This window comes from Bacteroides thetaiotaomicron VPI-5482 (genome assembly GCF_000011065.1).
Classification (GTDB): Bacteria; Bacteroidota; Bacteroidia; order Bacteroidales; family Bacteroidaceae; genus Bacteroides; species Bacteroides thetaiotaomicron.
The window spans coordinates 14,642-29,614 of the sequence record NC_004663.1 but is presented as its reverse complement, the minus strand read 5'-3'; the positions used below and the strand labels follow the sequence as shown (position 1 = coordinate 29,614).

The 14,973-nt window shown below is 43.4% G+C and carries 12 protein-coding genes and 2 pseudogenes; 3 read left to right on the top strand and 11 right to left on the bottom strand.

Going from position 1 to position 14,973, the window contains the following annotated elements; genetic code table 11:
* Positions 1–419: 419 nt before the first annotated feature.
* The 4 genes from BT_RS00135 to BT_RS00120 all read right to left on the bottom strand — a co-directional run bounded on the left by BT_RS00135 (position 420) and on the right by BT_RS00120 (position 7,063).
* Positions 420–1,577, bottom strand: coding sequence for a PHP domain-containing protein (locus BT_RS00135; protein WP_162303141.1), 1,158 nt, complete (start codon positions 1,575–1,577; stop codon positions 420–422).
* 26 nt (positions 1,578–1,603) lie between these two features.
* Complete coding sequence (locus BT_RS00130) at positions 1,604–3,433, bottom strand: RagB/SusD family nutrient uptake outer membrane protein (RefSeq protein ID WP_011107068.1); 1,830 nt, start codon at positions 3,431–3,433, stop codon at positions 1,604–1,606.
* A 12-nt stretch (positions 3,434–3,445) separates the two neighbouring features.
* Positions 3,446–6,709, bottom strand: coding sequence for a SusC/RagA family TonB-linked outer membrane protein (locus tag BT_RS00125; protein ID WP_009039975.1), 3,264 nt, complete (start codon positions 6,707–6,709; stop codon positions 3,446–3,448).
* Positions 6,710–6,784: 75 nt separating this feature from the next.
* On the bottom strand, positions 6,785–7,063 hold the full coding sequence (locus BT_RS00120; RefSeq protein WP_009039976.1) for an alkaline phosphatase: 279 nt from the start codon (positions 7,061–7,063) through the stop codon (positions 6,785–6,787).
* A 471-nt stretch (positions 7,064–7,534) separates the two neighbouring features.
* Between BT_RS00120 and BT_RS24945 the strand changes: the two genes are divergently transcribed.
* The 3 genes and pseudogenes from BT_RS24945 to BT_RS00110 all read left to right on the top strand — a co-directional run bounded on the left by BT_RS24945 (position 7,535) and on the right by BT_RS00110 (position 10,014).
* On the top strand, positions 7,535–8,071 hold the full coding sequence (locus tag BT_RS24945) for an IS1182 family transposase (protein ID WP_011107067.1): 537 nt from the start codon (positions 7,535–7,537) through the stop codon (positions 8,069–8,071).
* A 185-nt stretch (positions 8,072–8,256) separates the two neighbouring features.
* Positions 8,257–8,679 (top strand): transposase, encoded by a 423-nt coding sequence (locus tag BT_RS24940; protein ID WP_011107066.1) that lies wholly within the window; start codon positions 8,257–8,259, stop codon positions 8,677–8,679.
* 124 nt (positions 8,680–8,803) lie between these two features.
* Positions 8,804–10,014: pseudogene (locus BT_RS00110) on the top strand (IS256 family transposase).
* Positions 10,015–10,280: 266 nt separating this feature from the next.
* On the opposite strand, the gene BT_RS00105 reads toward BT_RS00110, so the two are convergent.
* From BT_RS00105 to BT_RS00075, 7 genes and pseudogenes are all read right to left on the bottom strand, one after another.
* Positions 10,281–10,571, bottom strand: a complete 291-nt coding sequence (locus BT_RS00105) for a helix-turn-helix domain-containing protein (RefSeq protein WP_009039977.1) — start codon at positions 10,569–10,571, stop codon at positions 10,281–10,283.
* A 3-nt stretch (positions 10,572–10,574) separates the two neighbouring features.
* On the bottom strand, positions 10,575–10,730 hold the full coding sequence (locus BT_RS00100) for a helix-turn-helix domain-containing protein (protein WP_083787907.1): 156 nt from the start codon (positions 10,728–10,730) through the stop codon (positions 10,575–10,577).
* Between the two features lie 397 nt (positions 10,731–11,127).
* Positions 11,128–11,905, bottom strand: a pseudogene (locus tag BT_RS00095) (DUF6047 family protein).
* 6 nt (positions 11,906–11,911) lie between these two features.
* Positions 11,912–12,232 (bottom strand): hypothetical protein, encoded by a 321-nt coding sequence (locus tag BT_RS00090; protein ID WP_011107060.1) that lies wholly within the window; start codon positions 12,230–12,232, stop codon positions 11,912–11,914.
* A gap of 11 nt (positions 12,233–12,243) precedes the next feature.
* A complete protein-coding gene (locus BT_RS00085) occupies positions 12,244–12,960 on the bottom strand; it encodes a DUF6047 family protein (protein WP_009039979.1) in 717 nt (238 codons plus the stop codon).
* A gap of 182 nt (positions 12,961–13,142) precedes the next feature.
* The gene (locus tag BT_RS00080) at positions 13,143–14,090 is read right to left on the bottom strand and encodes a DUF6047 family protein (RefSeq protein WP_009039981.1); all 948 of its coding nucleotides are present in this window, start codon (positions 14,088–14,090) and stop codon (positions 13,143–13,145) included.
* 112 nt (positions 14,091–14,202) lie between these two features.
* Positions 14,203–14,841, bottom strand: coding sequence for an RteC domain-containing protein (locus tag BT_RS00075; protein ID WP_009039982.1), 639 nt, complete (start codon positions 14,839–14,841; stop codon positions 14,203–14,205).
* Positions 14,842–14,973: the final 132 nt, after the last annotated feature.

Sequence of the window (14,973 nt, the reverse complement as noted above, 5' to 3'; positions counted from 1 at the left end):
AGAATATAGCTTTCACTGAAATTTCAGAGATTCCTCGATAACAGTCGCCTTCTTGAGAGACGATAACATAGGCATAGCTGGAGAGTTTTGACTCATGAAAGACTATTTTGTCTGTGCGTGGACTGTCAACTTCTCCATCACTATAATTATCCTTAACGCAAACGGTCACGTCTGTGAGTCCGACACCATTTGAAGGAGTAACAGTAATCTAGTCAGGCGTATCGACTCTCCATTCAGCATCAGCATATATGGTGATTATCAGGCTCTCAGCATCAGTTGACTCGAAAGAAAGATTTTCTGTACTTGAGAGTACAGCTTTTGCCATTATCGGCTCATTATCGTTGATGCAAGCAGAAAAAACCGCAAGCATCAACGTAAAAAATAGGATATTTATTGACTTTTTCATTATCTCAGTTTGATTATAATGATATTCTTAAAAATGAATCAGCTCCTGTCCATGCATTATCTACAGAGAACCCGCGGTCCTTGTCAGACAAAATTATTGAGCTAAATTCAGGGAGTACAATAGGATTTTTTCCATCCGGATGAATGATAAAACGCAAAGAAGTAGGATTCTTGAGTTGGATATTATGACCATTTACGGGAGAGATGGAAACACAACTCATAAAAAGTTGACGTAAAAGGTATTCCTGTCCCATTAATGTCCCTCCTGCACCATATCCGATGGTACGTCTATTTTCAAGAGCATCTCTCATTGCATCAAGTGAACGGTCCTTAGCTAAGATTATCGTCATGTCCCGACGTAGTCCTCTACCAATATATTCCTCAAACGATGTATCGTGAAGGTCGGTCGTCGATGCTACGAATAAGTTGTCTTCTTTTGCTCGGTCTATAGTTCCGGGACAAAATGCTGTGCCATTGTTGGCTTCTATTCCGTCAATAAGCCCTTCGCCGTATGCTTTTAGTTCAAAATCTGGGTGTTGAATCGATTCACGGCGCCAACCGGGATGATTATGCATCACCAAAGCTCCCTGAGCTTTGGCGTTGCGAATTGCGGTGAGAGGATCCGGGTCATATATGCCATTGTTATCTGTTGTGAACAGAGCGTTATAGTGCCCGATACCTTTTGGCTCACGTGTGATTTCTATACCGGGAATAATAAGCAGACCATAGCTGACGGCAGCTTTCTTGGTAAGTTCAACAGATTTGTTCAGATCTTGCTTTGGTTTAACATTAGTTTTTTTATTCACATTATGAGCCTCGATACCATCAGGGAGTGTAGCTCCTAGATAACCTATCATATCAGTATCGGCGGGATGATATTCAATGTGATCAGTCACTGAAATAGCATCAAGACCATCGAGCCAAGCTTCTCGGACACGAGCAGACGGCGACAGATGTCCGTCAGAAAAGTATGTATGAAGATGAAGATCCGCCTTCAGTGGAATATATCCTTCGATGGAATCGGGAAGTATGAACTCGACGCGAGTGGAGGCTCCTGTACGATTTGCCTGATGTAACATATCACTATTTGTAGCCTCGGTGTAATATGTTTGCCCTGATGCTTTTACTTGACCAACAAGAAAGATGAAGGTAATAATTATAAGTTGTTTCATTGTTTTATATGAAGAATTTAAGATTATCAAAAACCTAAACCATCATCCCATCCAGGATTCTGTGTCAAGCTATTATTCAGCGAGCGTTCATGGATAGGAATTGGGTAAAGATAATCTCTTTGTTCATTGAAGTTAACTCTTGGAACACTCCTGTGGTAATATATGTAGCCATGATCATTATTTGACAACAATATATCCTTTCCGAGAGCATATACCTGAACTCCAACTCCGGCATTGGGTTTAGGAGTACCCTGATTATAAAAAATCACGTCAACTTTCCCATCACCGGATAAGTCATATTCTCCAGCTCCTGCAATATACATTCCCATAAATGGAGAAAATGATTTATCATCAGAGTCATTTATTGCATATCCTGCTTTCCATCGCATAAGGTCAGACCAACGGAAGCCTTCCTGTACGAGTTCAACGGTACGCTCACGACGTATTTCAAGTATGACACCTTTGTTGGCACCATTCACATTTGGGAAACCGGTTTTAGGGTCGCAAAGATATGGATCAGGGATAGCGTTCGACATCCCCATGTCAATCCCGAGCATACCGACACGACCACGTAGCAGATTTACGGAGCGGTCAAGATCCGACTGCGTCAATGTCCCCAGTTCGGCCTTTGCCTCTGCATAATTCAGAAGGACTTCAGCATATCTGATGACAGGTAAATCATTTACTGAATAGCTTGCCCTGTCGGTATTGCCTCCGGCAGCCGTGGGATCTTGTACGAATTTGATAGGTTGATATCCCGTGATTGCAACGCCGAGATCCGGAGCGAGAATCTCTTTCTTTCCGATTCGTGTATAACCGGGAGTACGTATAGACTGAGCCAAACGGGGGTCACGGTTTACAGTCTCTTCATTAAATCCCATCGTCTCCCAACCGGGACGGTCAGTAAATCGGGTTCCATCTGAATTAAGATACATACAAACCATCTTGCGGGTATAGCCGGGACGTCCTTGATTACTCAACAACATGTGTGCGTTTGATCCATGTGAATTGTTAAAGATTGCATAGCGGTAGCTAATGGCCAGGATATATTCGTTCGGATTGGCATCATCCTCTGCAAAGAGAATATTGTAGTCGGTAGAAGGAGAGCCGGTAGAATAAAGCGAATATTCACCACTGTCAATCAGCTTGCCTGCTGCATCAGCCGATTGGGCCAAGTAATAGTCTGCGTCATGTCCTTCAATCCGTAAGTTGTGATACTTACGATAAGTACCTTCAAACAGACATACTCTGCTTTTGAAAGCGAGAGCAGCACCTTTGGTTACTTTATAGGGGGCTTCAGCCTCATTGTTGCGGGAGGGAAGATGTTCGATTGCGAAATCGAGATCCTCCAGCATTTTCTGCATCACTAACTCGCGGGAATCGCGAGGCTTGTAGAGTTCAGGATCAGTATCGCTTAGTTCGGTATCGTACCAAGGCACATCGCCAAATCGTTCGATTTTGTCAGCATAGAAGTACGCACGGAAGAATCTGGCGACAGCCGAATATTTTTCGGCGGCATCGGAATCTTCGCATTTGTCAATGTTGCCAAGCAAAGTGTTGATACGTCTGAGGTCTGTCCATGACCATCCACCGCCTGAAGCGGGGACGGTACGATAGGAGCCCCCCATCAGCTCATTGGAGAGCGACTGACATACATAAATGTCGCTCTGATCCTTGTATTGAACTTTGGGAAGGATGTTATTATATAAAGGATTCGTGAAGAGCTCCAGGTCTGAAGCTGTACGGAAATATTCTTCCGATGACATTCTGTCCTTCGGCAGAAGGTCAAGATCATCGTTGCACCCACACATCAGAGTGACAGCTACGGTGAAAACCAGATATTTTATTATTTTCATATTCTCTGTTAATTATAATGTTATATCAATTCCGAACATATAGGTTTTTGCCCAAGGATAATACATCGCATTAAGTTGATTGCTGCTGCGACTGAAGGCGGCTTCCGGATCAATATATTTGGAATGTTTCTTTATGGGAGACCAGTAACACAGATTCTCGGCTGTGAAATATACGCGCAATTGTTGGATTGATACTTTTGAAAGTATTTTTCCGGGGATAGAATATCCTATTGTCAGATTTTTGAAACGCATATAGCGGATATTCTGAAGATACCTGTCATTTACAAAGCTTAACTGACCATTTTTTGCTGACTGTCCGAGAGGGCGGGGAAAATATGCACCCGGGTTGTCCTTCGACCAACATTGGTCGATAAAGTTACGTGGTATATATCCTGCCACAGGATCCGAAAATGAACCCCAAAATTGGTAATTATAGCCATTTGGATACCAATAGTGGTTGCCGGTTCCTTGGAAGAAGGCATAAATATCAAATCCCATATAGTTTAGGGAGCCAGAGAATCCATACTGGAGGGTAGGAAGTTCGTTTCCGATGATTTTCATATCACCCGGATTCAAAGCAGAGTCCTCACCTACAGATATCTTACCATCCCCATCAAGATCAGCAAATTTAAGATCACCTGCCCTCCATGTTCCTTGAGGAAGATTCTTGGCAACAACTCCAAGATCTACCTGGGATGAATATTGGGCTGCCTCTTCATCAGAAGCAAACAGACCATCTACATGATAACCCCATATTTCACCAAGTTTCATGCCCGGATAGTAGCTCTTTGCAAATACTTTCTCAGGATTATCATAACGTGTTATCCGTGCATCATAATTACTGAGATTGGCAGAAACAGAATAAGAAAGGTTGTGACCGAATATCTTCAAATTATCATGCCATGTGGCAGAAAGTTCATATCCTTTTGTCCGCAAGTCCGCCGTGTTCATCTGCGGAGGAGTGGCACCATATACTCCGGGAAGCTCAATACCATCGGTAAGCATATTAACGGTATTTCGCACATAAATGTCTCCGGTAAAATTCAAACGATTGTTGAACATCGCTAGATCTGCACCAATATTCCACTGACGTGCCGTTTCCCAAGTAAGGTTTTGTGCTATGGGTGCTCCGATAGACGAATATTTCGCCTTTGTATCAGAACCAAAGTTGAATGTGTCAAAGTCACTGAGAGTAATCATACGAAGGAACGTATAAAAAGAAGATACGTTCTGGTTTCCCAGACTTCCGTATGAAACCCTGAATTTCAGATTGCTAAGTGACGGGCGTGCCCATTCCATGAATTTTTCTTCGGATATTCTCCAGCCTACGGAACCGGAAGGGAAGCATCCCCAACGGTTATTGGAAGCAAAACGGGAAGTACCATCATAACGTCCGCTAATCTCAGCAAAATAACGTCCGTCATAATCATAGTTGACACGTCCGAACCATCCTGCAAGCTTGTATTCGTTCTGACCACCTCCCATTGAAAACATGGTTGTTGCGAGATTCAAGTCATCGAGGTCATCTGATGATAACTCATAACCTACTGCACTAAGATTTTTTTTATGCCAATGTTCATAATTGAAACCAAATGTTGCGGCTAAATTATGTTTATCATTCCAGCTTTGATTATAATTTGCATAGGCATTTACAGATATATAGTTCGATGTATAAACCTGTTCAGTAAGTTTGTTTTGGCCGGCCCCAATACCGTAAAAGTCCATTTCGGAATCAGGATACATCCTGAAATTCAAATGATTTGAACGCCAATAATTACGGTCCTGATCAAATTTGTATGAAAAATCGCCTGTAATACTTAATTGCTTGATAGGGGTTACTATAAAACGGGAAGTATTTATAAAACTCATATTGCGTTCAAGATTACGATGTGAGCCCTCTCCAATCATAATATGACGGCCATTTGCCATTTTTGTACTCTGATAAGGTACTGAGTATATCCATGTTCCATCCGGATTCTTGTTGGGATAACATGCAAATGCACCATTTGCAGAATATCCGAATGTGTCTTCTATACTGCCGTTTCCCTGAGATTTATAGGAAGTAGAGTAAAGTGATGTGTTATTGGAAAATCGCGCCCATTTTGTAACAGGAAACTCTATTTTAGACCGAAGATTATATTTGTTATAGGTATCAGGATTAACTTTCAAGATGCCTTTACGGTATTCATACGCTCCGGATACGAAGTAATTTACATCGCCAATGCCGCCTGACAGTGATATATTATGCTGCATTTTAGGCCGGTTATCACTGAAATTCATGTGATAATGGTCATAATTTCCATAATATACCCACTGTTTTTTTCCATTACGTACATCTTCAACTATCCACGGACGATCCGGGTGTTCTGTACGGTCGTTGACACGTGCCAGTAACTCAGCCATATCCTTATCTGTGTAGTCTATGATATTTTTACCGTCTTTAGCTCTGGCAAATAAGTTGGCAGTATAGACAGCCCAATAACCACGGTCCTCATAATCTGTACTGTTGGTGTTTGCCTCCCAGCCGAATCTGCCACTGTATCGAACTGTAGTCCTGGCTCTTTTCCCTGTTGCATCATCGCTCTCTCCAGCCTTAGTGGTGACCAAAATAACACCAAATGCGGCACGAGCTCCATATATGGCTGCGGCTGAAGCATCTTTGATAACTGAAATACTCTTGACATCGCTTGGGTTGACTTGGCTAAGATCACTTTCAACACCATCTACCAGGACGAGAGGATTGGTGGCATTTACTGAAGTGGTACCACGTACATTGATTGATGGAGATTTGTTCGGAAGACCGGAACCCGTCGTGATGTTAAGTCCAGGAGTCGTACCTTGAAGCATTGAGGTAAGTGACTGGGACGGACGATCGGAAAGCTCCTTATCTGTAATTACCGAGACCGCTCCTGTGAGATTAACCTTTTTTTGTGTGCCATAGCCCACCACTACGACCTCATCAAGAGCTTGAGCGTCTTCAGTCATTGTAACGGTTATTTTATTCTCGTCAGGCTTCAAATCTATTTCCAAAGGTTGAAAGCCTATATAGGAGAAAGTCAGTTTTTTTACGCCGGAGGGAAGTGTGATTTCAAACTTGCCATCTATGTCAGTCGTTGTCCCTATCTTGTATTCTCGATTGAATACACTGACACCCACTAACGGGTCTCCGCTTTTTTCGACAACTTCACCGCTAAGCGTTCTTGTCTGTGCTGCTGCTCCGATTGCAGTTATGCAAACCACGAGCAGCAAAATTAATTTTCTTGTTAATGCACTCATAAGATAATGATTAGTTATTGATTGATTTCATTATTTTTGTGTTCTATACATTTTTTCTTGTATATATTTCCAAACTCATCTATTGGCCTTATGCCCACATGCCAAAGCTGTTCCAGCTGCTGCTGAATCTGTTATAGGAGATGAAGCGGAGAATGTGGCCATTATTCCGACATTAGGAAATCCAAACATAAGGAGAAGTTCAAATTCATTGGTTCTAAGATATTCTTCCGTTGCCATAATATGGCCAAGCCCCATACTGTCTCCTATAAATAAGAAGATATATTTGGGAGTAGCTTTCGTTTCTGCCAGTGCGAAACAAGCAATGGTCAATGCAATAATTATTCGTTTAAGCATACTTACTATTTTTTCTCGCTGCAAAATTCCATATATTTTATTTCACATTTCTTTCGGGAATATTAAGGAATTATTAAATTCTTTAATTTGTTATTATTACATATATAGAAATAAAAATATGGATTATTCGTAAATTTGCAGTCTGAAAACAGGAAATGGAAAATCTGTAGGTCGCAAAAACAAAATTCCTAGTTCGACAAAAAAGAAATACCACCTAAACGTGACAAATCGGGTCATATTTTAACATATTCAAACGCACATAATCTTTTTCTTTCTCTTTGGTCATAAAAGTATAAGAAAGTTGAAAAGAAAGAGATTGTGTCAAATGTGAAATGACCCCAAAAGTTTTTTATCTAACTTTTGAGGTGCACTTCAACGTTGGCACACCCTTTTTTATGCGCAAAGCCCAGACTTCGCAAGCCCGGGCTTTGTTATTATCCAAAGTTTCTATATCTTTAGACATAAAGTTTTTTGTTATGGCAAAGTTACATTTTCGTCCTTACATTCCCCAACCAGACCGTTCTTTTTCCACAAAGAATTGATGAAAACATAGCATCGAACGATCCGGTTCGCATAGTTAATACTGTTGTTGATAATCTCAATCTTGACAATTTCAAGAAGCTTTATAAAGCAACCGGTCGTTGTCCTTATCATCCTAAAATGATGCTTAAGGTGATTATTTACTCCTACATGAACAATATCTATTCGTGCCGCAAAATAGAGAAGCTTCTCCTATGTGACATCCATTATATCTGGCTTTCCGCTAATGAACATCCGGATTTTACTACCATCAACCGTTTTCGAAACCGTGCAAAAGAAGAAATAAATACCGTATTTACGCAGTTGGTCCTTGTCCTTGCCGACAAAGGTTTTATCAGCCTTGACGTAGAGCATATCTACGGTAGCAAGATTGAGTTCAGGGCCAACAAATATACTTTTGTCTGGCGCAAGACAGTCGAAAAGAACCGTACAAAGCTGATGGATAAGATCCGCATTCTCCTGGAGTAGGCAGATGAAGCCATAGCCCAAGAGAACTCCTCCAAAGGCACATCCGTAGAGTTCACTCCTGCCATGCTCTCAGATATAGTGAATGAACTTAAAGAGGCGCTGGAACACTAGGACAAGGAACAAAAGAAAGTCATACGAGAAAAGAAGAAACAGGTCCGGAACTTGAGGAGTACCGTGACAAGTTGATGGAATACGACAACCATCTTGATACTCTTGGAGAACGCAACTCCTATTCCAAGACCGATCCTGATGCCACCTTCATGCACATGAAAGAAGACACCATGAAAAACGGACAGACCAAGCCCGGATATAATCTGCAAATAGGTACCGAGAACCAATTCCTCATAGACTTCCGGCTGTTTCCCAACCCAACCGATACACTGACCCTCATACCTTTCTTCCACTCCTTTGAGCAACGCTATAACCACTTACCAACTGTCGGAGTGGCAGACTCCGGTTACGGCTCGGAAGAAGGCATCAGGCATAGGGGAAGGCGATGTATAGAACCGGAAGCAGTTTTTGGACAAATGAAACACAACATGGCATACAGAAGGTCCGGCATGTGGGAGAAGAAAAGGTTACAATGGACTTTGCATTCTTTGCTATAACTTTTAATATCAAAAAGATGTGTACAAAACTACTGAAAGCTGGAAAGACAGGGAACAATTAACTTTAGAGAATGTAAATTAAACTGTGTCATCAAGGAATTAACTTTGCTAACACTGTTTTTTTATGAAAGCAGAATTTGATTTTGAAAATATTAAGAACAAAGCTATTGAACAGCTGAAAACCGATAAGCCTTTGTTGGTAAGGATGGTGCTTTTGTCCCCTTATTGGAAAGTATATTGAATGCAGCATTGGAAGGTGAAATGGATGCGCATCTTACAGAAGAAAAACGTCAGTTGGGTAATCGTCGTAATAGTAAAATGCAGAAGCAAGTCCAGACTCCATTAGGTGAGATCACTGTGTCTACCCCTCGTGACCGTAATTCAGGTTTTGAGCCTTAGTATATAAAGAAGCGTGAGGCCATCTTGGCGGAGGGGGTAGCAGACCGTATCATCGGACTTTATTCCCTTGGTAACAGCACACGTGAGATCAGTGACTGGCTAAAGGAAAATCTCGGCAACCGTGTTTCTGACGAAACGATTAGTTCAATAACCGATCGTGTTCTTCCTGAAATAAAGGTTTGGCGTTCCCGTATCCTTGATGATGTTTATTCGATAGTCTGGATAAACGCTATCCATTATAAAGTCACTGACGAGAGAGGGTGTACCGTTACCCGCGCAATCTACAACGTCTTAGGCATAGACAAGGAAGGCCACAAGGATTTGCTTGGAATGTATATCTCTAAAAATGAGGGAGCAAATTTCTGGTTAAACGTACTGACGGATTTGCAGAACCGTGGAGTTCATGATATCCTTATTGCGTACGTTGATGGCCTGAAAGGCTGGATGCCACCCAAAGTGTTTTTCCGAACACAATATTACAACTTTGTATCGTCTACCAGATACGGAACTCCATTAAATATGTCGGTAGTAAGCATCAGAAGGAATTCCTCAAAAACTTGAAACGGGTTTATGGTGCAGTACATAAATAAGCTACTGAAACAGAGTTTTTTTAATCTGAATGAGAAATGGGAAGAAAAATATCCTATCGTCATCAAGTCATGGCAGGACAACTGGGAAAAACTTACTGAATACTTCCAGTTCACATCAGATATACGCCGTATGATTTATACCACAAATACAATTGAAGGCTATCATCGTCAGATACGGAAAGTGACAAAAAACAAGGGTGTGTTCCCTAACGACACCACCCTTGAAAAACTGGTTTACCTCGCTTATCGCAACATACGTAAGAAATGGACTATGCCACTGGCTAACTGGGAAGCCATTACTCAACAACTGGCGATAAAATTTGGAGATAAGTTTAAATTCTTGTAATTTTACGCTCGTCGGGACGGTTAGTCCCGCCCATTGGCGCCGGGCCGTTCCTAGACCGATGAGATTGAATGAGAATAGAGCATGACACAGTTTAATTTACACATCCTTAACTCTAAAGTTCCTTACTCATTATCTGAATCTTACTTGAAGCCTCAACTCCTATGACACCGCATATATGCTGCAACTTTCTTCCTGTTATACTTTTACTTACTTTTGCAAATATACGAAAAAGCAATATAAATATAAATACAAATTCATCACTTGATTTAACGAAGATAACTTCTATAATTTTTTTCCAATACTGATTGCAATTTGGAAAGAGGATAAAGGAACTTGCCACCTATAACAGTATAAGCTATCCCCTTTTCATCCCGCAACTTTTGCAAAGTCCTGCTTGATATATGTAACATACTACATACCTGCTCACCAGTCATATAAACCTCATTAGCTACAGGAACCTGCAAATTCTGAAATTCAAGAATTTCCTTTGAGCATTTTCTAAGCATCCCCATTATCATAATATATTCTTCTGATTGTTTTGTAATTACCCCATCCATACTCTATTTATCTTTTTGAATTAATATTCTGACCAAATCACTTTCCTTGTACATATATTTTCCACCAATGAAAGAACATGGAATGATCCCATAATCCCTATAACTTTGTAAACTTCGTTTAGAGATGTTCAGAGCCAGACAAACTTCCTGGGTATCCAGTCATTTCTCCCTTTTAACTGTTCCAAACTTCTTTTTAACGGCTTCAACTTGTACAGATAAATCCTTAACTTGCTGTTTTAACCGTAAATACGCACTTTTTTCTATAACAATTAATTCCATAACAAATTTGATTTATGATTTTACTATTTACAAAGCAAATAAAAGCACATTTCAACATCCGACAAAACTTCCTAAATCAAAGTCACCTGTTGGCGCACATTGTCACTCCTCAAAATACAAGATATTAAGAAGTGACCTGAAATATTTCCATACTACTATTCCTTTACCCATATTTGCTCAAACCAAAACTTTAATAATCTCAATCATAAAAGGAAATGCCTGTTACCTGCATCCATGCAGTAACGAGCATTCCACCCCTCACCAGTTTTCCGTTATCCTACATCTTTATACCTTTGCTTTTCTGCACAACCGCCTTTTCCTTTACGTCCGCTTTTTGCCGTGTCTTCGGAAAATGCTCCTTCAACAGCTTCCCTCCAGTTTCTTCGCCTTCTCCTGCAGCTCATCATACACATCCCATCTGTTCCGGCCCAGCAACTTGTTTTCTATCTTTTCAAATTTTTCATGGAAACTGAACTCGTCCGGATATTCATCTGTCAGCCCGTCTCTCGGATAACCTTTGTCCATGATATATAGCAGTGTCATCCGGTCATAATTATGTTGGCTCCGCGTCAGTCCTAGCCCCTTGCCTGCATCAGTCAACCTGTAATAGTTCTCCCATGTGGGGGGGGGGTAAAGTCATAAGTCTCACTGTCTGTTACGTTTTTCAGTACCGACCTGTCCTGGAATGCCCGCCTTATCGTTTCCCCGTCTCCCCACCAGCCGAAACGGTTATGACAACGGTTCAGTTTCCCTTCCATCAGCGAGGGCCATCCCCTCAATTCATGGACAGCCAGGGATTTCAACACAAACTCCGAGGCAAAGAAATCATTCTCTATGTATTTATACATGTAATCACTAAATTGGCCCTCTCCGATTATGTCCCTGCTGAATATCAGCACCCCTTTGTCCGTCTCAACGCCCGTATAATACGTGTTTCCATGCTTCAAATCATCCAGCATCTCCGCTGTCACTTCGGGCGACGCAGCCTTTATCTCCCGCCACATCTCCGGTGTAAGCCGCTGGATATAATTCTCGTCCCTTGACAGCGGATCCATGTCTTTTCACAGGCAATACACCACCTCTGACAGACGCAGGTATCTATGCAGTTTGATTCCATGTCCGTCCATCGCCTTTTCCAACCTTTGCAGATAATCATCATTGTTCCCTTCCCACAAATGCGGTACAATCCCCATATCAGGCACGTTATAGTACATCATGCCTATAACAGGCATTTCCGTTTCCTTCAGTGCCTTTTCCACATCTTCCAGCATAAACTCCAGAAAACCTTTCTCGCCTGTACCTTTCATGCTGACATGCACTGGTTTGAAATGTCCGTCCACTGTGACATACACACTGCCGCCGTTCGTATTCTCTTTTTCCATCCGCCAAAAATTTAAATGTTCATTCCTTGTCCTTTTCTCTTTACCGGAATCCGCACCCTCATTTCCACGTTCGGGAATCGCACGTTATCCGGTTGTACCACCAGTGACGAGACTATCTGCTCCTGCTCTCCGGTCAGCGGTATAGGCTGCCGTTGCAGATTTCTCAGCTTGTTGAAGTTCCTCAGCGTAGGTGCCATGTCGCAACATGCCACACAAATCCCGTATCTCACCATATCCGAAGAAACCGTCTGTCCGTCACCGATTTTAGCCCGGTATGCAGCATCCAGCGGAGCCACTTCATAAAATCTCAGACTCCCGGATTTCCGCTTGCCGTCAAAAAAACGTTCGGCCAGCCTGCTCAGAAACGCATCCAGCATCCTGTCCCCACTGTCTGTCTTGTCAAACAGCAATACCTTCCCCTCGTATTCCACCACCATGCAGGTGGGGAAAGCCGCCAGCCCGTTGCGTATCACATCCCCGTCCATTCCGAAACGGTGTCCCAGACGCCTGTAATCCTCGTTTTCCAGCAAGGTCATATGTTCTGCCGATGATGACAGATGCGCAATCCCCCTTTCCTCGCAGAATGCCGCATCCCGGAGCCTCACCACCCCCGACGGATGTATCCTTTCCCGTTCCAGCACCGGACAGAGCCGTTCCAGATAATCCGCATTGTCCGTACCGAGTATGGGAGGAATCATGCCTTTGTCCCTAAAATCGAAACGGAACATTCAGTGGTCGGGAACAAATCTCCGTCCCGCCGTATGAAACCTCACGTTGTTGCCGATGTAACGAGAGAATCCATCTTCCCCCTGCCCGCGTATACTCAGATACACGGGTTTGTAAAAAGCGTCCAGTGTCATGTACAGGCTACCGCTTTCCACCGCCTGCATTTTCTTTTTTTCCATAAATTCTATAGGATTAATTGTTTCTTCTCTTTCTTTTGCGGAGCAATGGGGGCGACGTGCCTCGCCTGCCGTTGTCTGTCAGAAGGCTTTTGTCTCGGTGTTTCCTGCCTGCGGTATGTCTCCGGTAACTTGCCGGTCTTCACCTCTTCCGAATGTGGACGCGACATCGGATGTAACGTTTCCATCCTTTCAATCCAGCTTATCCGTGCGCCCAGCCTGAACTCCCCATCCTTGGCATGGAACTCCGATTGCAACAAGTCCGCCGCCATCTCCCTTGCCTCTTTCTGCAAGGCCGCATAGCCGAAGTCGTGTGCCGACAGAGGCGCGTTCATCCGTGCCTTCATGCTGTCTTCCAGTTTCTCCGCCAGTTCCCTGAACTCATACTCATAGCTGAAAGGATGTACCTTGTCTGCCGCAACAATCCCGGCGTACCCGTTTTCCGAAATGTACAGCAATGCCGCCACATCATAGTTCCGCGGCGAGATGCCCAGCCCAAACTCCCTTGTCAGCCGGTCAAAATTATGGAAATCGGGCCGCAGGTCAAACTTTGCCCAGCACACACCACCGTCCAATACACTCCTGTCCGCAAACTTGTCGGGAGTGAAGCTCACCACCGACCTGCGCAATTGTGCGTCCGTACTCCGCAAATCCGCTTTGGACAACTTTTCGATACAGTTGTCTGCCAGTTCCGCTACCCGTTTGGTAGGCAGGTCTATCTCGTATATCCGCAGAGTTTCAGATACTTTGGCCACGTTGAAGAAGCCGTCGGCCAGATGTTGCAGATAACTGTTACGTGCCTTCATTCCTTTCGGAGTGTCCGAGAACAGCATCACCCCCTCTTCGGTGGCCACGGCATACACCCGTTTTTCTGTTCCGGCAGCTTCCGTTGCTGTCACTTTCTGCCGGTCCGTTCTCCGGACGATACGGTTCCAAATATCATTCAGGATTGACATAACCTTGTTTTTTTAGATGTGAATAACCGACGGCAAAAAAAGCCATTCGCCTGCCAATCCGCAATACCGAACACATACAAGTCGTCCGTTGGCGGCTGTTGGCGTGCAACCTTTACGCCAGCCGTGCGTCAAGCATCCGGTTGTAGCTCCTGCGCAGGGAGTCGATGAACGGAGTGGTGTCCGTACAACGGTCAAACACCTTTCCACGCTTGGTATATAGGGCATTGATTTTCAAGTGAAAAACTTCCTCGAACACCCGTATCACATCCACCACTTTCAGTTCCCTACCTTCCGCTGTTCCTATCACTCCGGCAGCCATCAACGCCGCCACCAGTTCTATCAAGTCGCTGTCCGTGCCGTTCCACGTCAGCGTTACAGAACCCTTCTTCCCGTTCCTGCATACCGCCTCTTCCTTCAATCCCATTGCCTCCGTTCCACCATGCCGGAGTACCTCTTTCATCATCTGTTCCTCCGCATCCAGCAACGCAAGTGCCTTGCCGATGTAAACATCGAACAGAACGTGCCTTTCCATGCCATTTGTGGAAACAGTCTCCTGAATCCCCCTCAACTCTATTTTCGTGTAGAACAGCCTGCGCAGCTGTGCACAGATGTTTGTCCCGTCTGTCGGGAGCGTAGCCAGCAACGTGGCAAAATCATCATAGGCGGCAGACAGCTTCTCCTCACCGTTGCGGACTCCGTCCGCATAAGAGGCGAACAATCCGAACAAGACAGTATCTTTCAAGATTTTCATGGCAATAATTGTATTTGTTTCATTTACATGCCATAGAAGGGCAAGAAAGATACCATCGTACGAATTTAGTTGGTAGTATCAAAGACAATCTACTGTATTACAACCACTTGTAAATTTTCCAAAAGAACATGT